General features: G+C 63.7%; 17 protein-coding genes. 10 read left to right on the top strand and 7 right to left on the bottom strand.

Features of this window, described 5'->3' with window-relative positions:
- Positions 1-56: 56 nt before the first annotated feature.
- Together hisI and folE are read right to left on the bottom strand one after the other, a co-directional pair.
- Positions 57-515 carry a phosphoribosyl-AMP cyclohydrolase gene (hisI, locus tag ACR64R_RS10775; RefSeq protein ID WP_487361609.1) on the bottom strand — a complete coding sequence of 153 codons (459 nt, stop codon included), beginning with the start codon at positions 513-515 and terminating at the stop codon, positions 57-59.
- A gap of 40 nt (positions 516-555) precedes the next feature.
- On the bottom strand, positions 556-1,188 hold the full coding sequence (folE, locus tag ACR64R_RS10770; RefSeq protein ID WP_487361608.1) for a GTP cyclohydrolase I FolE: 633 nt from the start codon (positions 1,186-1,188) through the stop codon (positions 556-558).
- A 231-nt stretch (positions 1,189-1,419) separates the two neighbouring features.
- On the opposite strand from folE, the gene ACR64R_RS10765 reads away from it, so the two are divergent.
- The 5 genes from ACR64R_RS10765 to ACR64R_RS10745 all read left to right on the top strand — a co-directional run bounded on the left by ACR64R_RS10765 (position 1,420) and on the right by ACR64R_RS10745 (position 6,633).
- Positions 1,420-1,866: an iron-sulfur cluster assembly scaffold protein gene (locus tag ACR64R_RS10765; RefSeq protein WP_487361607.1), complete on the top strand. Its 447-nt coding sequence runs from the start codon at positions 1,420-1,422 to the stop codon at positions 1,864-1,866.
- A gap of 287 nt (positions 1,867-2,153) precedes the next feature.
- Positions 2,154-2,528: a membrane protein insertion efficiency factor YidD gene (yidD, locus tag ACR64R_RS10760; RefSeq protein ID WP_487361606.1), complete on the top strand. Its 375-nt coding sequence runs from the start codon at positions 2,154-2,156 to the stop codon at positions 2,526-2,528.
- Positions 2,529-2,673: 145 nt separating this feature from the next.
- On the top strand, positions 2,674-3,486 hold the full coding sequence (gene blaOXA / locus ACR64R_RS10755) for a class D beta-lactamase (RefSeq protein ID WP_487361605.1): 813 nt from the start codon (positions 2,674-2,676) through the stop codon (positions 3,484-3,486).
- 148 nt (positions 3,487-3,634) lie between these two features.
- The gene (thrS, locus tag ACR64R_RS10750; protein WP_487361604.1) at positions 3,635-5,608 is read left to right on the top strand and encodes a threonine--tRNA ligase; all 1,974 of its coding nucleotides are present in this window, start codon (positions 3,635-3,637) and stop codon (positions 5,606-5,608) included.
- A gap of 83 nt (positions 5,609-5,691) precedes the next feature.
- Positions 5,692-6,633 carry a lysophospholipid acyltransferase family protein gene (locus ACR64R_RS10745; RefSeq protein WP_487361603.1) on the top strand — a complete coding sequence of 314 codons (942 nt, stop codon included), beginning with the start codon at positions 5,692-5,694 and terminating at the stop codon, positions 6,631-6,633.
- 24 nt (positions 6,634-6,657) lie between these two features.
- On the opposite strand, the gene ACR64R_RS10740 is transcribed toward ACR64R_RS10745, so the two are convergent.
- Positions 6,658-7,623 (bottom strand): hypothetical protein, encoded by a 966-nt coding sequence (locus ACR64R_RS10740; protein WP_487361602.1) that lies wholly within the window; start codon positions 7,621-7,623, stop codon positions 6,658-6,660.
- Positions 7,624-7,784: 161 nt separating this feature from the next.
- Here ACR64R_RS10740 and ACR64R_RS10735 point away from each other — a divergent pair, with 161 nt between their 5' ends.
- Together ACR64R_RS10735 and ACR64R_RS10730 are read left to right on the top strand one after the other, a co-directional pair.
- On the top strand, positions 7,785-8,369 hold the full coding sequence (locus tag ACR64R_RS10735; RefSeq protein WP_487361601.1) for a nitroreductase family protein: 585 nt from the start codon (positions 7,785-7,787) through the stop codon (positions 8,367-8,369).
- Positions 8,370-8,375: 6 nt separating this feature from the next.
- Positions 8,376-8,984 (top strand): flavin reductase family protein, encoded by a 609-nt coding sequence (locus tag ACR64R_RS10730; protein WP_487361600.1) that lies wholly within the window; start codon positions 8,376-8,378, stop codon positions 8,982-8,984.
- Positions 8,985-9,249: 265 nt separating this feature from the next.
- Here the strand turns inward: ACR64R_RS10730 and ACR64R_RS10725 are convergent, their stop codons facing one another.
- Positions 9,250-10,131 carry an HpcH/HpaI aldolase/citrate lyase family protein gene (locus tag ACR64R_RS10725; RefSeq protein WP_487361599.1) on the bottom strand — a complete coding sequence of 294 codons (882 nt, stop codon included), beginning with the start codon at positions 10,129-10,131 and terminating at the stop codon, positions 9,250-9,252.
- Entirely contained in the window at positions 10,131-10,583 is a 453-nt protein-coding gene (locus ACR64R_RS10720) for a MaoC family dehydratase (protein WP_487361598.1), read from the bottom strand. The genes ACR64R_RS10725 and ACR64R_RS10720 overlap by 1 nt, the downstream gene beginning before the upstream one ends.
- A 151-nt stretch (positions 10,584-10,734) precedes the next feature.
- Between ACR64R_RS10720 and ACR64R_RS10715 the strand changes: the two genes are divergently transcribed.
- Complete coding sequence (locus ACR64R_RS10715) at positions 10,735-11,856, top strand: DUF2336 domain-containing protein (RefSeq protein ID WP_487361597.1); 1,122 nt, start codon at positions 10,735-10,737, stop codon at positions 11,854-11,856.
- A 4-nt stretch (positions 11,857-11,860) separates the two neighbouring features.
- Here the strand turns inward: ACR64R_RS10715 and ACR64R_RS10710 are convergent, their stop codons facing one another.
- Both ACR64R_RS10710 and parE read right to left on the bottom strand, forming a co-directional pair.
- Positions 11,861-13,942 (bottom strand): FUSC family protein, encoded by a 2,082-nt coding sequence (locus tag ACR64R_RS10710; RefSeq protein WP_487361596.1) that lies wholly within the window; start codon positions 13,940-13,942, stop codon positions 11,861-11,863.
- Positions 13,943-13,984: 42 nt separating this feature from the next.
- A complete protein-coding gene (gene parE / locus ACR64R_RS10705) occupies positions 13,985-16,039 on the bottom strand; it encodes a DNA topoisomerase IV subunit B (protein ID WP_487361595.1) in 2,055 nt (684 codons plus the stop codon).
- A gap of 251 nt (positions 16,040-16,290) precedes the next feature.
- Between parE and cpaB the strand changes: the two genes are divergently transcribed.
- Together cpaB and ACR64R_RS10695 are read left to right on the top strand one after the other, a co-directional pair.
- Positions 16,291-17,211, top strand: a complete 921-nt coding sequence (gene cpaB, locus ACR64R_RS10700; protein WP_487361594.1) for a Flp pilus assembly protein CpaB — start codon at positions 16,291-16,293, stop codon at positions 17,209-17,211.
- Positions 17,212-17,240: 29 nt separating this feature from the next.
- Positions 17,241-18,680, top strand: coding sequence for a type II and III secretion system protein family protein (locus ACR64R_RS10695; RefSeq protein WP_487361593.1), 1,440 nt, complete (start codon positions 17,241-17,243; stop codon positions 18,678-18,680).
- Positions 18,681-18,682: the final 2 nt, after the last annotated feature.

The following is an 18,682-nucleotide window of genomic DNA, read 5'->3' as shown; positions in this document are numbered from 1 at the left end:
ATCACAAGGACGTTTGAAGAATAATAAATATGAGCGGTTTGTGAATGTTGAACGGTTCACAGGGGCTTCCGATACGTTTGGTCCGGATCGAACAGCGGCCTGCTGCCGTCGTCGGCAAGCGTCGCCCTGCCGTCACTCAGCCCCACCGTCCGATAAAAGCAGGAACGCCGGCCGGTGTGACAAGTTGCGTCGTGGCCCAACACTTTCACGCGCAACCATATCGCGTCCTGGTCACAATCCGTGCGCATCTCGACGACGTGCTGGAAATTGCCGGAGGTCTCGCCCTTTTTCCACAGCGCGTTGCGCGAGCGCGACCAGTAGTGAGCAATGCCTGTCTCCAGCGTAAGTGCCAGCGCCTCGGCATTCATGTGCGCGACCATCAACAGCATGCCGTCACCGGCATCGGTGACGACGACGGTGACGAGGCCCGCGGCGTCGAAGCGCGGGGAAAGGACAGAACCTTCCTCCAGCGCTTTCTTATCTGATGGAGCTTTTGGAAATTCGACTGCGGACATCGCCGATCCTTATACATGTTGGCCGGCGAGGGCCGGCAAATCAGCCGCCGGCACGCACCATTGTGACGAAGCGGACCTGTTCCTCGGGCGTATCCTTGAAGACGCCAGTGAAGGTCGAGGTCAGCGTGGTCGAGCCCTGCTTGCGGATGCCGCGCATGGCCATGCACATATGCTCGGCTTCGAGCATGACGGCGACGCCGCGCGGATTGAGCACATCCTGGATGACGCCGGCGATTTGCGCGGTCATCGCCTCCTGCGTCTGCAGGCGGTGCGCGAAGATGTCGACGACACGAGCGATCTTCGACAGGCCGACGACCTTGCCGTCCGGCAGATAGCCGACATGCGCCTTGCCGATGATCGGCACCATGTGGTGCTCGCAATGCGAATGGAACTTGATGTCCCTGACGATCACGAGATCGTCATAGCCGGCAACTTCCTCAAAGGTGCGGCCAAGTTCGTCGGCCGGGCACATGTCATAGCCGTTGAACATTTCGCGGAAGGCCTTGGTGACGCGCTTGGGGGTGTCGATCAGGCCCTCGCGGTCCGGATTGTCGCCGGTCCAGCGCAACAGTGTGCGCACGGCGGCTTCGACCTCGGCTTCGCTCGGCCGGTCGGTGACGGGCTTGTCCATATACTCGGATGGGCGCATGATTTTCTTGATGACAGCATCCATAAAGGTGTCTCCCGTAGTCCCGCTCAAAGGTGGGACGAGTTGAACATGACCTTTTGGGTGAAAATCGCCCATTTCCATCCCGCAAGCGGCGTGAACAGAGGGGCATCGACGGCAGCTTCCAGCCGCCTTGTCGTTGCCCGACTGCGATCATTATATATGGTCGTAGCGGAGCGAAAGGAAGACGCGAGAGCGGCAAAGCCTGTTCGATGGGCGGCGACGGACCGGAAAAATATGATCGACGACGTCTACAATGCGAAAATTCTCGGCTTCGCCGGAAACATAGGCCGGATCGGCCGGCTTGCCGACGCCGACGCTACGGCCAAGGCGCACTCCAAATTGTGCGGTTCGACGGTCACCGTGGATCTAAAGATGGAGGGCGACATGGTGACCGATTTCGCCCATGACGTGAAGGCCTGCGCGCTCGGCCAGGCCTCGTCCTCGATCATGGCCCAGCATGTGGTCGGCGCCAGCGCCGGTGAATTGCGCGCGGTGCGCGAAGCCATGCTGAAGATGCTGAAGGAGAACGGCGCGCCGCCGGAAGGCCGCTTCGCCGACCTCAAATATCTGGAACCGGTGCGGGACTACAAGGCGCGCCACGCATCGACCATGCTGACCTTCGACGCGGTCGTCGATGCGATCGGCCAGATCGAGAAGAAGCGCGCCGAACAGGCGGCGTGACAGCATCTGTCTTGCTGCGAGGCTATTATGGCGGGGAGCTTGCGGCGCGCGAGATGTCTCACAGCGGACAACCAAAATAGAACACCTCTGGAATGATCATAAGACACGGCCGTCCCTACAGTGTCAGCGCTCGCCTGCTCCCGGTAAATTTGCTCCTCACGCAGTCGGCAAAGGCCTTTGACGGCTCCGCGGCAAATCCTTAAGGCTCGTGGCCACCAGCGCTTGAGGGCATTGCGTTTTAGCGCCGAAGTTCACATCTATCGCGCAGTGAAACAGGCTGCGGAGCGATGGGCGACCATTCGGGGCATACACACGGCGTCCGGCCCGTACAGCGCGGACGCAACTGGCCAGGGCCGTGGCGCAACACGCCCGGGCGCATCTTGGGCACGTCTCTCGTGCGCCTCTATCAGCTGACGCTTTCGGGCTTCGTCGGCAACAACTGCCGGCACCTGCCGACCTGCTCCGAATACGCGCATGAGGCGATCGCCCGCCACGGCCTGTGGGCCGGAGGGTGGATGGGCCTGTTCAGGGTCCTGCGCTGCGGGCCGTTCGGAACGCATGGCATCGACCGTGTACCGGAGACGCTCGCGGCGCGCTATGTCTGGTTCATGCCCTGGCGCTACTGGCGGATCGGCAAGAAAAGCGGCGAGGCCGAGATCTGATTGCCTTGCGATCACCGGCCGCCGGGTCTTTACGATCCGGTAGGGTTAACGCGAAGCTGCACAAACAATGCCAATTTGAGACAAAATCGAGACAAGTCGCCTCGCTAAGCCGCTGCCTGCAATCCCGTTCAGGAGTGACTTCGCCATGCGCCAGATGGACCGCTATCCCTTCATTTTTGCCATCGTCCTGTTCATTCTGGCCTGGATGCTCGGCTTGCCGGTGCGGGCGCAATCGGCGCCGCTTGACGACATCCACTGCACGTTGATCCAAGATCAGCAAAGCGGCGAAACGCTTTACCAGGACGGCGTCTGCGACAAGCGCGTCAGTCCGGCCTCGACATTCAAGGTGCCGCTCGCGCTGATCGGCTACGATGCCGGGATCCTGAACGATCAGCACACGCCTAGCTGGAACTACAAGCCGGAATTCAAGGCGGCGAAGCGAGACCAGAAGACCGTCGATCCGACGATCTGGGAACGCGATTCCATCGTCTGGTACTCGCGCGAGATCACCCGGCGTCTCGGGGCGGAGAAGTTCGCGGGTTATGTGTCGAAACTCGGCTATGGCAACAAGGACGTCTCCGGCGATGCCGGCAAGGACAACGGGCTGACGCAATCCTGGATAAACTCCTCGCTCGAGATATCGCCGGTCGAACAGGCGGCTTTCCTGCGCCAGTTGCTCGCAGGCAAGATGCCGGTGTCGGCGAGGGCGCATGAGATGACCAGGGCGATCCTGCCGACCTTCACGGCGAGCGACTGGACCGTGCAAGGCAAGACCGGCAGCACAAGGCTCGGCCAGGACGGCAAGCGCTCGCTCGGCTGGTTTGTCGGCTGGGCCGAGAAGGGCGGGAGGCGCATCGTCTTTGCAAGACTTGTCGTCGATACAAAGCGTAGCGGGGAGCCGAAGGGCCTCGCGACTCGTGCGTCGTTCCTGAAGGATTTGCCGGGCCTTATGAAATAGACTGCTCGCGGCTTTACGGCGGCGGAAACTCCTCATAAAAGACTGCCGCTGCCGGGCGCTCCCGGCTAACCCAAGCATGCCGCAACGCATCCTGCGGCATGCATTTCACCACCCGCGCTCGTTTGCGGGACTGGATAGGAGAACCCCGATGCCGAATTCCGTCTCCCTGACATTTCCCGATGGTTCGATCCGCGATTACGACGCGGCCCTGACCGGCGCGGGTCTTGCCGAATCGATCTCCAAGTCGCTGGCCAAGAAGGCCGTCGCCTACAGCCTCGACGGCATCCTGCGCGATCTTTCCGATCCGCTCGGCACGTCCGGCAAGGTCGAGATCATCACCCGCGACGATCCGCGCGCGCTTGAGCTCATCCGGCACGATACGGCGCATGTTCTGGCCGAGGCCGTGCAGGAGCTGTGGCCGGGAACGCAGGTGACCATCGGGCCGGTTATCGAGAACGGTTTCTACTACGACTTCGCGCGCAACGAGCCGTTCACGCCGGACGATTTTCCGGTGATCGAAAAGAAGATGCGCGAGATCATCGCGCGCAACAAGCCGTTCACCAAGGAAGTCTGGTCGCGCGAGAAGGCGAAGAAGGTCTTTTCCGAGAAGGGCGAGCGCTACAAGCTCGAGCTGATCGACGCCATTCCGGAAGACCAGGATCTCAAGATCTATGCTCAGGGCGACTGGTTCGATCTCTGCCGGGGTCCGCACATGGCCTCGACCGGGCAGATCGGCAACGCCTTCAAGCTCATGAAGGTGGCGGGCGCCTACTGGCGCGGCGATTCCAACAATCCGATGCTGACGCGCATCTACGGCACCGCCTTTGCCGATCAGGCGCAGCTCGATGCCTATCAGACGCTGCTGGAAGAGGCGGAGAAGCGCGACCATCGCAAGCTCGGCCGCGAGATGGACCTGTTCCATTTCCAGGAAGAGGGGCCGGGCGTCGTCTTCTGGCACGCCAAGGGCTGGAAGATGGTGCAGAACCTGATCAACTACATGCGTCGCCGTCTCGACGAGCACGGCTACCAGGAAGTCAATGCGCCGCAGGTTCTGGACAAGAGCCTGTGGGAGACATCCGGGCACTGGGGCTGGTATCGCGACGCGATGTTCAAGGTCACGGTCGCCGGCGACGAGACCGACGACGACCGCGTCTTCGCGCTGAAGCCGATGAACTGTCCCGGCCATGTGCAGATCTTCAAGCATGGGTTGAAGTCCTACCGCGAACTGCCCGTCAAGCTTGCGGAGTTCGGCAATGTGCATCGCTACGAGCCGTCGGGCGCGCTGCACGGTCTGATGCGCGTGCGCGGTTTCACGCAGGACGACGCGCATATTTTCTGCACCGAGGAACAACTCGCGGCCGAATGCCTTCGCATCAACGACCTGATCCTGTCGACCTATGCCGATTTCGGCTTCGACGAGGTCAGCGTGAAGCTGTCGACCCGGCCGGACAAGCGCGTCGGCACCGACGAGGCGTGGGATCATGCCGAGGCGATCATGAGCAACGTGCTGGAGACGATCCGCACGCGCTCCGGCAACCGCATCAAGACCTCGATCAATCCGGGCGAGGGCGCATTCTACGGTCCCAAGTTCGAATACGTGCTGAAGGACGCCATCGGCCGCGAATGGCAATGCGGCACCACGCAGGTGGACTTCAACCTGCCTGAGCGCTTCGGTGCCTTCTATATCGGCTCCGATTCGGAGAAGAAGCAGCCGGTCATGGTGCACCGCGCGGTCTGCGGTTCTATGGAGCGCTTCCTCGGCATCCTGATCGAGAATTATTCCGGCCATTTCCCGCTGTGGTTCGCGCCGTTGCAGGTGGTGGTTGCGACGATCACGTCGGATGCGGACGGGTACGCCGTGAAGGTGGTCGAGCGGCTCAAGGCCGCCGGGCTGCTTGCCGAAGCCGATCTGCGCAACGAGAAGATCAACTACAAGGTGCGCGAGCATTCGCTCGCCAAGGTGCCGGTCATCCTCGTCTGCGGCAAGCGCGAAGCGGAAGAGGAAACCGTCAATATCCGCCGGCTGGGCTCTCGCGACCAGGAATCACTCAGGCTCGAGGAAGCGGTGAAACTGCTTTCCGACGAGGCGGTCTCGCCCGACCGCAAGCGCCGCGCTGCCTGACATACCTGCAAGTCCTGAAATGGCGGTGGCCAGTCCACCGCCATCTTCATACGCCTGTCACGCCAGCCCTGTAACGAGCCGCCATGCTCAAATTGAAACCGCGGGAAAGACGTTTTCCCGAGCTCTCCTATGCCAACGCGCACCAACCGGTGCTGACGCGCTGGTTCATTCATTCCGTCGAGGGCCTGTCCGGCCGCGACCGCTTCGCCGCGCTTTACGATTTCTGGCGTCGCCAGGTCGTTCCCACCGGCGATCGCGTGTTCAGCCGCATGCTGGAACTGATCGACGTCAAGGTCAGCAACGCCGTCCACTGGCCGCCGGCGACGCTACCCGACACGCCGCTGGTTATCGTCGCGAACCATCCCTTCGGCATTGGCGACGGCATTGCGGTGCTTTCGCTTGCCGAGCAACTGGGGCGGCCCTTCCGCGTCATGATCCACAAGGATCTGCTGAGGATACGCGAGATGGAACCCTATTCGCTGCCGATCGATTTTTCCGAGACGAAGGAAGCGATGAAGAACAACATGGCGGTGCGCCATGAGGCTGTTCGGCTCCTGAAGGAAGGCGTCACCATCGTCGTCTTCCCGGCCGGCGGCGTCGCCACGGCGCCCAAGGGTTTTGGCCGCGCCATCGACTTGCCGTGGAAGATGTTTCCGGCCAAGCTCGTCCAGGACGCCAAGGCCTCTGTCATCCCGATGCATTTCTCAGGCCAGAACGGTCGTCTGTTCCATCTCGTCAGCGGCCCGATGAACATGGCCGAGCGCGACAACCGCGTGGCGAAGTTCATCGGCAAGGCATCGCTGACGCTGCGCACCTCTCTGCTCATCCGCGAGTTCGCCCGCCTGTCGGGCAAGGCGATCGAGGTGCGCATCGGCGAGGTGCTGAGATGGAGCGAGCTCGAGCCACTGCGCGACCGCAAGATGCTGCTAGATCGGCTCTATCGCTCGGTGTTCGACCTGTCGACGCCGGCAGCACGGCGCGGCCGTGTGCCGTTCCTGCCGAAGCGGATGCGCAACGCCGCCTGACCGGATCTGCCGGTAGGCTTGCTGCTAATCGGCGCCTTCCGCGGGGTCGATGGCCGACTGTTCATTGGCAAGAACCTCGATTTCCTGGTTCTGGCCGGCGACGACCGTGAAATCCTTCTGATAGATGCGGTCGCGGTTCTTGGCGATGATTGTGTATTGGCCCTCTGCCAGCACCATCGAGGCGAAGGCGCCGACCGCTTCCTTGATCGGATCCCCGGATTCGTTGAGCAGCGACCAGGACGTGTCCGCGATCGCTTCGCCGCCGGGCTCGCGCACCAGCTTCATGGTCATCTCGGCGGCGCGGTGCTCCACGGTCGCCTCGGTCAGCTTGCCGGCCTCGACACGGATATCGGAGCGGATCACCGCGTTGACCGCGCCATAGGTTGAAACGACATGGTAGGTGCCGGCGTTCAGCCGCACCACGGTGTTCGGCGCCACGTCTGGCGCGATCAGCGCCCGGTCGCCATTGGCCGCGGGCTGGCCTTCATAGATCGAGAAACGCAGTTTCTTCGACTGTATGGGGGCGCCGCCCGATGTCACCGCGTCGAGCTTGAGGCCACCTGCGTCGAGCACCAGGCTCTCATGCTTGGCGTCCTTGCCGACGGTGATGCGCTTGGTGGCGCCAGCGCGTCCATAGGAGGCATGGACGAGGTAGCTGCCGGGGTCGAGCTGGAACACCGCCGTACCGCCATGGGCTGATGCCACCATCGGCAGCTTGCCGCCGCTGGCCGGCTCCGGCTTGAAGACGCGCCAGACGATGCCGCGGGTGATGTCGGCACCCTTGTCGGTCAACTGCGCCGACAGCGTTATGGCGCCGCCATTGCCGATCGCCAACGGCGCCCCGGTCTTCGGCGTCGCGTAACTTGAAATGTCTGGAAGTTTGATGTCGCCGACATCATTGGCATTCTGGGCCAGCGCGAAGGAAACCGGCACCGCGAACAACGCAGCGACGAGTGCGATCACGAAAAGGCGCAAGGTCCCCTCAAACATGCCTTGCGTTGAAGCCCAAGGCGGTGGCAATTTCAAGGCCTAGGAGTGCGTTGCCTTCCCAACGGGTCCTTATCCGGCGCAAAACGCCACCGCCCGAGCCGCCCGACCTCCCGAGGCGTGCTTCAGCTCAAAATCGAAATGCATCCAGGAGACTTACGCCCATGGCGTCGCCGATCATCGACTTCCTGCTCACCCGTAATTCCGCGCCGATTCCCGACCTCAAGGAGCCGGCGCCGGGCGATGCCGAGATCGCGACGATGATCGCGGCGGCCTCGCGCGTTCCCGACCATGGCCGGCTCGAGCCCTGGCGCTTCATCCTCTATCGTGGCGAGGCGCGCGTCGAGATCGGCAAGAAGCTGGCAGCACTTGCCGAGCAGCGCGAAGGGCCGCTGCCGGAGGGCCGACGCAACCAGGAACTGGCGCGTTTCTCGCGCGCGCCCCTGGTGATCGGCGTCGTGTCGGTGCCGAAGGAAAACCCGAAGATCCCGCAATGGGAGATGTTCCTGTCGGGCGGCATGGCGGCCATGAACCTGATGATCGCGGCCAACGCGTTGGGCTACGGCACCAACATGATCAGCAACTGGTATTCCGATGTCCCCGAGGGCAGGGCGATCCTGGGGCTTTCGCCGCAGGAGCGCGTCGTCGGCTTCGTCCATATCGGCTCTTATCAGGGGCCGGCGCCCGAGCGCCCGCGACCGGATCCGGCGAAGCTCTACGCCGACTATACCGGTCCCTGGGCAGGTTAGGACTTGATGTTCTACGAACCTTCAAAAGGCCACGGCCTGCCGCACGATCCGTCTAAGGCGATCGTGGCGCCGCGTCCGATCGGCTGGATCTCGACCGTCGACAAGGACGGCAGGGTCAATCTAGCCCCCTATTCGTTTTTCAACGCCTTTTCGACGCGGCCGTTCATTGTCTGGTTTTCGTCCGAAGACGAGAAGGATAGCGCCACGATCGCTGCGGAAACGGGCGAGTTCGTCGCCAATCTGGTGAGCCGCGACCTTGCGCAGAAGATGAACCTCACATCCGTCGATGCGCCGCGCGGCGTCAGCGAGTTCGATTATGCCGACCTTGCAATGGCACCGTCGCGCCTCGTCGCGCCGCCGCGCGTCGGCGGAGCGCCGGCGGCGCTCGAATGTCGGGTGACGGAGATATTTCGGCCCAGGGGCCTGGACGGCGCCACCACCAGCGCAGTCGTCGTCGCGGGCGAAGTGGTCGGCGTTCACATCGACGACGCGTATCTCAAGGATGGCCTCTTCGACATCGTCAGGGCCGGCAATGTCAGCCGGCTCGGCTATATGGACTATGCCAGCGTCAACGAGATTTTTTCGATGCGGCGGCCGCGCTGGGGAAAGGGCTAGCACAGGGCGCATTATCGAGGAGACGGTTCGTTACGAGACTGATTCTCCAGACGTTCCCTTGGTTTGGTCTCATCTTCATGGTCGCGACTGTCCTTCGTGCCTGCAAGGCGCTGTTGCTTGGCTCCTGGCGGTGCCGGCATCCGTGCCCGCCTTCATCGTCGTGGTCGCCTTCATCGAGGAGATGACCTTGCGGGTCGGCGTGCGGGACTATGACGACTAAGCCGCGCGCGTTCCCTACGAGCTTATCCCCAGGGTCTGGTAACGGTCAGGCAGGTCTGCCCGCCGCTTTGGCGCGAGCCAGCAAGCGCTCGGCCAGCCGCAGATGCGGCCGGTCATACATCTTGCCGTCGATGCCGACGACGCCCGGGTTTCCGGCCGCCGCAAAGGCGTCGACGATTGCTTGAGATCTCCCGACCGCCTCGGCGGACGGCGTGAAGGCGGCGTTGATGACAGGCACCTGTGCCGGATGGATCGCCATCTTGCCGGTGAAGCCGTCGCGCTCGGCCTCGCGGCATTCTGTCTCGAAGGCGGCCATGTCGCGGAAATCGGGAAAGACGGTGTCGATGGCGGCGACCTCGGCTGCTCCCGCAGCCAGAATGGTCATGGCGCGCGCCAGGCGAAACACGTCCGTGTAGCGGCCCGTCTCGTCGCGGGCCGATCGCGCGCCGATGGCCGCCGACAGGTCCTCCGCGCCCCAGGTCAGGCCGGCAAGCCGCGCGCTTGTTTCGGCATAGCTCGCCGCCGCCAGCACACCTGCCGCGGTCTCGGTGATGATCGGAACGATTCTGATGGCGCCGTCCGGCAGCCCGCTTTCGGCTTCATGAACCCGAAGCTTCGCCGCGAGTTGCTGGACGTCCTGCCCGCTGTTCGACTTGGGCAGCATGATGCCGTCGGGCTTCGCGGGGACAAGGGCTGCGAGATCGTCGTCGGTGAGGCCAGTGGAAAGGTCGTTGACCCGTACATAGATGGCGGCGTCTGTCCGCTGCTTCTGGTTCGAGATGAAGCCGGCCGCGACCGCACGCGCCGCAACCTTGTTCGAGCCGGCGACCGAATCTTCGAGATCGACGATGACCACGTCGGCGCCGGCTCCGAATCCCTTTTCCAGCTTCCGCTCGGAATCGCCGGGCACGAAGAGCAGGGAACGCATCAAGCCGGCTTCTTCAGCATCATCGCCTGTCTTGTGCATCTGGCGACAAGGACATCGTTCTGATTGTAGGCGCGGTGCTCGAACTCGACGATGCCGCGATCGGGCTTCGATTTGGACTCTCGCACGGAAACGACCGTCGTCTCGACCCTGATGGTATCGCCGTGGAAGACGGGGTGCGGGAACACGGTTTCCTTCATGCCGAGATTGGCGACCGTCGTGCCGACGGTGATGTCGTTTACCGAAATGCCGATCATCAGGCCGAGCGTGAACAGGGAATTGACCAGCGGCTTGCCCCATTCGGTTTTCGCGGCGAAGTCGAAATCGATGTGCAGGGGCTGGGGGTTCAGCGTCATCACCGAGAACAGCATGTTGTCGCTCTCGGTCACGGTCTTACGCAGCGTGTGGCGGAAGACATGGCCGACGACGAATTCTTCCAGATAAAACCCGGCCATGGTCGATCTCCTCCAATTTCCCTGCTTGATAGGCGTTGGCTGCGCCTCCATCAAGCCGGTTAAGAAATATGGTGAACCGTTCGTAAACCATTTCCGGCATACCGTTTCCAGCGGGGCCGGGACGTTCCGGCAAGGGGCGCAGCTGGTCGGCATGGTTGTTTCGCATTTTCTAAAATGGATCGATACGGCAAGGGTCTCCGAGCGCGCAGCCGCCGCGAGCGCGCTGGCACGTGCCTATATCAACTCGGAACTGCCGTTCGAGGATCGCTGCGCCGCCGAGGCCGCGCTGACGCTGCTTCTCGATGACGCGTCCTGCAAGGTGCGCCTGGCGCTGGCCGAGGCGCTGTCGATGAGCCATCACGCGCCGCCGCAGGTGATCAGCGCCTTGGCCGCCGACCAGCCGGAAGTGGCGGCGCTGGTGCTGGCGCGTTCGCCGCTGCTTACCGATGCCGATCTGGTCGAGCGCGTCGCCTGCGGCCAGAAGGCGACGCAGAAGCTAATCGCCAGCCGTCCGGTCGTCTCGATGCCGCTGGCGGCGGCAATCGCCGAGATCGGCGAGCCGGAAGCCTGCGCCGCGCTGGTCGCCAACAGCGGAGCCGAAATTGCGTCCGTGAGCTTCCGCCGCATGGCCGAACGGCATGGCCACCTGCCGTTGGTGCGCGAGCCGCTGATCGCCGATCACCGCCTGCCGGCCGACTGCCGGCACATGCTGCTGGTCAAGCTCGGCGAGACCCTGAAAGGATCGCCACTGGTGCTGGCGATGATGGGTGCGGCGCGCGCCGATCGCGTTATGCGTGATGCCTGTGTGAAGGCTTCTGTGACGCTGATCGAGGGAACGCGCATGGAGGAGCACGCAGCGCTGATCGAGCATCTGAGGCTGCGAGGCGACCTCACCGCCAGCTTCATCATCCGCACCATCGCGCATGGCAAGGTCGACTTCTTCGGGTCGACGCTGGTGGCGCTAGCCCAGCAGTCCGAGCAGCGGGTGACGGCGCTTCTCGCCGGCGGGCATGATGTTGCGCTGCAGGCGCTGTTCCGCAGCGCCGGACTTGCGCCGGCCACGCATGGCATCATCCTGCGCGCGCTGAAGGTCTGGCGCGAGGTCGCCAACGGCCGGCGTGTCGCGGGCGTGCAGGAAGTGAGCTGGCTGATGCTGAAGGAACTCGGCGGCCAGTCCGCCGATGGCGACTTGGCTACGCTGGTGAAGTCGATCCATCTCGACGCCCTGCGGGAAAACGCGCGCGGACACGCGCTGGCGATCGCGGCCGCGTGAAGCCTCAAGCGCGCCCGTTGGCAAAAAAATCCGGGTGATCTTCCATCGCCGCGGCGATGATGCGCAGCGAGGCGGCGATCCGCAGCATCTCGAACCGATCGCTGCGGTCGGCGATGGCGGCCGCGTATTGCCGCGCAACGGCGACGGTCGCGGTCTGCGGGTCGCCCTCCCGTCGAAACAGCAATTCGCGCGCCAGGCCGCGCAGGAAATTGCCGATGGACTCGACCGTCTCGCTCGGCACGGCCGAGTCCAGCCGTGCATGACGCAGCCGCAGCACCTCCAGCCCGACGGTGACTGCGGCGATGCTGCCGCCAAGAATGGGGTCGCCCCTGCGACCTGTCTGTTGCACCTGCGGCATCAACTGGTTGATCCGATCATAGGCGAGGCTTTCGAAGGCCGAACGCCGAGGTATTCGCTCATGCAGGCAAAGCCGTGCCAGATCCTCCCGTATCGCCTGCGATATACGCTCCACGGTGCCCCATGGATCGGCAGGCAGCACGACGATGAAGACGCCGATGGCAATCAGTATGCCGACCAGGATCGAGGCCGAGCCGGCCAGGAACGGCCCGGGATCGTAGATCATCTGCTGATGCGGGCTCATAAAGGCGAGAAAGTTGATGGCGAAAGCGGTGGCGACGCCGACATGGCGCGGATTGGCCATGCCGAGCGCCGCCGGCACCAGGATCGGCACGACGAACAGGGTGAACCAGCCGAAGCCGGGCAGCGCCGGCAGCGCGACTTGGCCGACCAGAAAGGCAAAAGGCAGCGCGATCAGGGTTCCGGTGAAGAAACCCCAGGCGGACCGCACCGGATCCGGGCGCGTCGCGAACAGGCTGGAGACCACGGCGACGAGAATGACTGTGCCGGCCGCCTCCGACCATTTGGTCGTCAGCCAGAAGACCGCGACCAGCAACGTCGCGAGCGCGGCGCGCACGGCATTGCGCCATGCGGCCTGGTAGTCGCGATGGAGGACCAGCGCCGGCTGGGTCCGGTCATGCGATTTCCGGAGGACGGGCGAGCGAAGCGCGTCAAGGCCAACCATCACCTGTTTCAGCGCTTCGGCGAAATCGCCGGCAATGGTAAGGCGGGTGATGGTGCCGACCTTGTCCTCGGCGCCGTCGCCTATATCGGCATGGTCTGGCAGGGCCGGCACCTCCCTGGCTTTGCTCGCGATCTCGTCGAGCCGCGCCAACCATGGCCCCGTGTCGTCGAGCGCGCCGGGTGTCGAAGCGAGTTCGCCGACGAAGGCTTTCAAATCGCGGCGCATCGGAATGAGCGCGGCGTTCTTCGGCGCGCGGTGGCTGTGCAGCGTGCGCGCAGCCGAAAGCGCCCACAGTAGCTGGCCGATCGTGCGCCTTACCGGGTGGGCGCGGGTGGCGAAACTAGGCCCTTCCAGCCGCGCATAGGTACGCATCTCCGCAAGCGTTTGGGCATCGGTGATCAATTTGCGCTGAAGCGCGACCAGACTTGCCGGGTCGCCACCGGAAAAGGCACCACCAGCATATTCGGCGAGGTCAAGGATGCTGCGCTTCAGCCTGGAAATGATGGCGTCTGCCGCGAGCTTAGGCAGGATCAGCCGACTGGTCACGCCGGCACAGACAATGCCGAGTACGATCTCGGCGCAGCGCGCAATGGCAAGATCGACAACGACAACCGGCTGCCCGAGGGCCGGCAGGCTGATGATCATCGCCGTGTAGCCGGCAAGCGCCGCGCCATAGGCCTCCGGGTTGCGCAGCAGCGAGGAGACCAGCGTGCATATGCCGATCCAGAGCGCCAGGAACGTGACCAGCAGCCAGGGATTGGCGCCGGACAGGGATGTGATGCCGACAGCCGCCAGGCCGCCGGCCAGCGTGCCGAGCAGCCGATAGAAGCCCTTCGCCAGCACCATGCCTGCGACCGGCTGCGCGACGATGAACACCGTCATCATCGCCCATTGCGGATGGTCGAGCTTCAGTGCGTAGGCAACAAGAAGCGCAATCAGCCCGGCCGAAACGGTGCGCAAGGCAAAAATCCAGTCCGAACGGGTCGGCTGCGCAAAACCGCTTAACGTCGTCTCGGCAAGTTCTTTCAGCCGCGTCCAAGTCACCTCGGTTCTCCGTACCGGAGAGTGTTATGGACCAGCAGGCGATCAGATATCCAGCACGTCCGTTTCGGCGAATTCGGCGCGTTCCTGGATGAAGCGGAAACGCGCTTCGGGCTTGGTGCCCATCAGCGCGTCGACGGCATCCCTGGTGGCCTGCTCGGCGTCGATCACATCGACGCGCAGAAGCGTGCGCTTCCTCGGATCCATCGTGGTCTCCTTGAGCTGCGAGGCCATCATCTCGCCCAGGCCCTTGAATCGGCCGATCTCGACCTTGCCGCGCCCGGTGAATTCGGTGCGCAGCAGCTCGTCCTTGTGCGCATCGTCGCGGGCGTAGCCGACCTTGCCGCCCTGCCGGATAGAGTAAAGCGGCGGCACGGCCATGTAGAGATGGCCGCCGCGGATCAGGTTCGGCATCTCCTGATAGAAGAAGGTGATCAACAGCGAAGCGATATGCGCGCCGTCGACGTCGGCGTCGGTCATGATGATCACGCGGTCGTAGCGCAGGTCCTCGTCGCGATATTTCGAGCGCGTGCCGCAGCCGAGCGCCTGGATCAGGTCGGAGATCTGCTGGTTGGCGGCGAGCTTGTCGTTGCCGGCGGAGGCGACGTTGAGGATCTTGCCGCGCAGCGGCAGCACCGCCTGGCTGGCGCGGTCACGCGCCTGCTTGGCCGAGCCGCCGGCCGAGTCGCCCTCGACGATGAAGATCTCGGCGCCGGCGGCTGCGTTCTGGGTGCAGTCGGCGAGCTTGCCAGGAAGACGAAGCTTGCGCACCGCGCTCTTGCGCGACACTTCCTTTTCCTGGCGGCGGCGCACGCGCTCGTCGGCGCGCGCGATGACCCATTCGAGAAGCTTCGAGGCTTCCTGCGGATTGTCGGCCAGCCAATGGTCGAACGGGTCGCGGATGGCGTTTTCGACGATGCGCATCGCCTCGATCGTCGCCAACCGGTCCTTCGTCTGGCCGACGAATTCCGGCTCGCGGATGAACACCGACAGCATGCCGGCGGCGGAGATCATCACGTCGTCGGTGGTGATGATCGAGGCGCGCTTGTTGCCGATGAGATCGGCATAGGCGCGCAGTCCGCGCGCCAGCACGTTGCGCAAGCCAGCCTCATGCGTGCCGCCCTCGGGGGTCGGAATGGTGTTGCAGTAGGAGTTGAGGAAACCGTCGCCGCCGAACCAGGTCACGGCCCATTCCAGCGAACCGTGGCCGCCCTGCTTGTCGCTCTTCCCGGCGAAGACCTCCCGCGTGACCTGGAACTCGTCGCCGAGCGTCGCCTTGAGATAGTCCTTGAGGCCGCCGGGGAAATGGAACTCCGCCTTGGCCGGCGTCTGGTCCTTCTCCTTGATCAGCGAGGGGTCGCAGGTCCAGCGGATCTCGACGCCGCCGAACAGATAGGCCTTCGAGCGCGCCATGCGATAAAGCCGCGCCGGTTCGAACGCAGCGCCCTTGCCGAAGATTTGCTCATCGGGATGGAAGCGCGTCCTGGTGCCACGGCGGTTATGGACCTCGCCAAGATGTTCGAGGCCACTGACCGGTACACCGCGTGAAAAACGCTGCCGGTAGAGCTGGCGGCCGCGCGCGACTTCGACCTCGAGGTGATCGGACAGCGCGTTGACCACCGAAACACCGACGCCGTGCAGACCGCCGGAGGTCTCGTAGACCTTGGAGTCGAACTTGCCGCCCGAGTGCAGCGTCGTCATGATGACTTCGAGCGCCGGCTTCTTGAATTTCGGATGCGGATCGACCGGGATGCCGCGGCCGTTGTCGGTGACGGTGAGGAAGCCGTCGGCGGAAAGCTCGACGTCGATGAAGGTGGCGTGGCCGGCCACCGCCTCGTCCATCGAATTGTCGATGACCTCGGCGAACAGGTGATGCATCGCCTTGTCGTCGGTGCCGCCGATATACATGCCCGGACGGCGGCGCACCGGCTCAAGTCCTTCCAGCACCTCGATGTCGGCGGCGCTATAGCTTTCGCTGCCGTCACGGACAGTGGTCGGGCGCTTCGCGGCCTGCACCAGCGGATCGGCGGGGCGCGAGGGCGCACGCACCGGCTGTACCGGCTTTTCAATCTTGCCGAAGAGGTCGTTGCTGTCGTCCATGTGAGGCCTAGCGTCGGTAATGCGAATCAGTTCTCGATACTGCCACGCTTTTGGCGAGCGAACGAGTTCCTGTTCCGTTCAGGGATCAAACTGTCTCTTATTCCAAAACCATTCGATAACCAAGCGGGCCGAAATAGGGCGGTCCGCGCGCCTCGTTATTCCTGATTCTTTAACAATGATGTCTAGCGTTAGGTCCAACTAAAAAGACCAAGGGCGTCAGGGGTTTCGTTGTGAGGGGCAGGGCCATAACCATGATCGGCATCGCCGCCGTCTTCGGCGCGATCTCGATCTTCGCGGCGGACTTCTGGGTCAAGAGCCAGGCAGGGGCTCTGCCTGAGGTCAAGGTCGTCTCCGTCGCGGCGCCGCAGCAGCCCAAGATCGAGTTCAAGACCATCGTGGTGGCTCAAGCGCCGCTGCGATACGGCATGGAGCTCGGTCGCCCGCAACTCGCCGAGATCCCGTGGCCGCAGGATTCGCTGCCGCAAGGCGCTTTCCCAACGATCGACAAGCTGCTTGCCGACGGCAGCCGGGTCGTGCTGTCGCCGATCGAGGTCAACGAACCGGTGCTGCTCGCCAAGCTGTCGGGACCAAACGGCCGCGCCACGCTTTCCAACATTCTGTCGCCGGGCATGCGGGCCGTCACCATCCGCACTGACGAGATCGCGGGTGTCGGCGGCTTCGTTACCCCGGGTGACCGGGTCGACGTCGTGTTGACGCGCGATGCCGGCGATATCCAGGAAGTGTCGAAGAACGCTCAAGGCGCGGCCGGCTCGACGGTGACGTCCGAGATCGTCGTTTCCGACGCCAAGGTGCTTTCGGTCGGGCAGGGCGCCGACGAGCGCAAGACGGAGCCTCAGGTCGCCAACTCGGTGACTATCGAAGTCACCAACGAAGGTGCGCAGAAAGTGGCGCTTGCCCGCACCGTCGGGACCCTGTCGCTGTCCTTGCGTTCGGCGGCCGACGCCAGCGCCAGCAAGGGCGGACTTACGACCATCTCGTCCTTCGGCGGCTCGGTTGCGGCGAACGCGCAGGCGGGCGCCGCCTCGCTGGTGAGCGCGGTGACGAAGGAATCCAGCGAGCCGAAACTCAGGACGGTCATCGTGACGCGCGGCGACAAGGTCGAGGAATACAAGGTTCCTTCGCGGGAACCGCCGCAGGAACTGCAGCAATAGCCGGTGGGGACCGGCGGGGACGAGGTAAGATGTTCGGGTTTGATGCATTTCGGGCGACCAGGGGATGGCGTCTTTTCGGCGTGATCGCGCTGGCCGCGGCAATGCTGGGCGTCGCCGCGCCCGCAAGAGCCGGCAACGATATCGTCTATGTCTCGGCGAACAAGAACGCGTCGATCAAGGTCGCCAAGGGCAAGCCGAAGACGATCATGACGAGCGCCGCCTTCTACCAGATCGTCATCGGCGATCCGGAGATCGCCAACGTCAACCCGCTGACCGACAAGTCCTTCTATGTGCTGGGTAACAATCTGGGCACCACCGGCATTGCCCTATTCGACCAGAACAAGCAGCTGGTGGGCACCATCGACATCGAAGTGACGCTGGATACCGACCAGTTGGCCAGCACCATCCGCGCCAGCGTGCCCGACGCCAAGATCAAGGTCGGGTCGGCAAACGGCCGCGTCGTGCTGTCGGGAGAGGCCGACGACGCGGTTGCTGCCGACAAGGCCAGCAAGATCGCGTCGCGTTTCTCGGGCAATGAGGAAGTCATCAACTCGGTCAACATCTCGTCTTCGCAGCAGGTGCAGCTCAACGTCCGCTTCGTCGAGATCAACCGCCAGGCCGGCCAGGACCTCGGCGCCAAATACGCAGCCAATTTCGCCTATGGCATCGGAAATCGCAACGTCGTGCTGAACCCGGACGGGGGAAACGTGCCGACGGCCGGGACAGGTGAGATTATCGGCAGCCTGCTGTCTAATGGCCTGTCGATCGATATCGCCATCAAGGCGCTGGAGGAACGCGGTCTGGCACGGCGGCTGGCGGAGCCGAACCTGATTGCCCGTTCGGGCCAGACGGCCAGCTTCCTTGCCGGCGGCGAGTTCCCGATCCCGGTCTCGGAAGACAATGGCAAGATCAGCGTCACCTACAAGAAATACGGCGTCGGCCTCGATTTCACGCCGACGGTGCTGAAGGACGGGCTGGTCAGCCTCGACATCGCGCCGGAAGTGTCCTCGATCGACCCATCGGCTTCCATCCAGGTCAGCAGCGGCATTTCCATTCCGGCCTTCATCGTGCGCCGCGCCAGGACATCGGTCGACCTCAAGAACGGCCAGAGCTTCATGATCGCCGGTCTCTTGCAGTCGCAGAACGACATCACCACGTCGCGTGTGCCGGGGATCGGCAAGCTGCCGGTGCTCGGTCCGCTGTTTTCGTCGAAATCCTATCAGCGGCGCGAGACCGATCTGGTGATTATCGTCACGCCTTACCTGGTCAAGCCGGTCGATCCTTCGAAAAAGATGGTCGAGCCAACCGACGGCACCCGGCCAGCAAGCGTCGCCGACTATTTCCTCAACAACACCGAGGAGGTCGATGCCTCGGCGCCGAAGCGCCCGGTGACACTGGCCGATGGCAGCGCCGCCCGCCCGGTGGCCGCCACCAAGTCCGGCCACTTCCTCGACCTGCCGAAGGAATAAGG

The organism is Mesorhizobium sp. MC2-1-1, assembly GCF_057597255.1.
This window is presented reverse-complemented; position numbering and strand designations above follow the sequence as displayed.

Excerpts from the sequence above, each read along its gene's own strand:
- ACR64R_RS10765 (WP_487361607.1), top strand. The coding sequence starts at position 1,420 with ATGATCGACGACGTCTACAATGCGAAAATTCTCGGCTTCGCCGGAAAC.
- blaOXA (WP_487361605.1), top strand. The coding sequence starts at position 2,674 with ATGCGCCAGATGGACCGCTATCCCTTCATTTTTGCCATCGTCCTGTTC.
- ACR64R_RS10730 (WP_487361600.1), top strand. The coding sequence starts at position 8,376 with ATGTTCTACGAACCTTCAAAAGGCCACGGCCTGCCGCACGATCCGTCT.
- ACR64R_RS10740 (WP_487361602.1), bottom strand. The coding sequence starts at position 7,623 with ATGTTTGAGGGGACCTTGCGCCTTTTCGTGATCGCACTCGTCGCTGCG.
- ACR64R_RS10715 (WP_487361597.1), top strand. The coding sequence starts at position 10,735 with ATGGTTGTTTCGCATTTTCTAAAATGGATCGATACGGCAAGGGTCTCC.
- ACR64R_RS10745 (WP_487361603.1), top strand. The coding sequence starts at position 5,692 with ATGCTCAAATTGAAACCGCGGGAAAGACGTTTTCCCGAGCTCTCCTAT.
- ACR64R_RS10735 (WP_487361601.1), top strand. The coding sequence starts at position 7,785 with ATGGCGTCGCCGATCATCGACTTCCTGCTCACCCGTAATTCCGCGCCG.
- yidD (WP_487361606.1), top strand. The coding sequence starts at position 2,154 with ATGGGCGACCATTCGGGGCATACACACGGCGTCCGGCCCGTACAGCGC.
- ACR64R_RS10725 (WP_487361599.1), bottom strand. The coding sequence starts at position 10,131 with ATGCGTTCCCTGCTCTTCGTGCCCGGCGATTCCGAGCGGAAGCTGGAA.
- cpaB (WP_487361594.1), top strand. The coding sequence starts at position 16,291 with ATGATCGGCATCGCCGCCGTCTTCGGCGCGATCTCGATCTTCGCGGCG.
- folE (WP_487361608.1), bottom strand. The coding sequence starts at position 1,188 with ATGGATGCTGTCATCAAGAAAATCATGCGCCCATCCGAGTATATGGAC.
- ACR64R_RS10720 (WP_487361598.1), bottom strand. The coding sequence starts at position 10,583 with ATGGCCGGGTTTTATCTGGAAGAATTCGTCGTCGGCCATGTCTTCCGC.
- parE (WP_487361595.1), bottom strand. The coding sequence starts at position 16,039 with ATGGACGACAGCAACGACCTCTTCGGCAAGATTGAAAAGCCGGTACAG.
- hisI (WP_487361609.1), bottom strand. The coding sequence starts at position 515 with ATGTCCGCAGTCGAATTTCCAAAAGCTCCATCAGATAAGAAAGCGCTG.
- ACR64R_RS10695 (WP_487361593.1), top strand. The coding sequence starts at position 17,241 with ATGTTCGGGTTTGATGCATTTCGGGCGACCAGGGGATGGCGTCTTTTC.
- thrS (WP_487361604.1), top strand. The coding sequence starts at position 3,635 with ATGCCGAATTCCGTCTCCCTGACATTTCCCGATGGTTCGATCCGCGAT.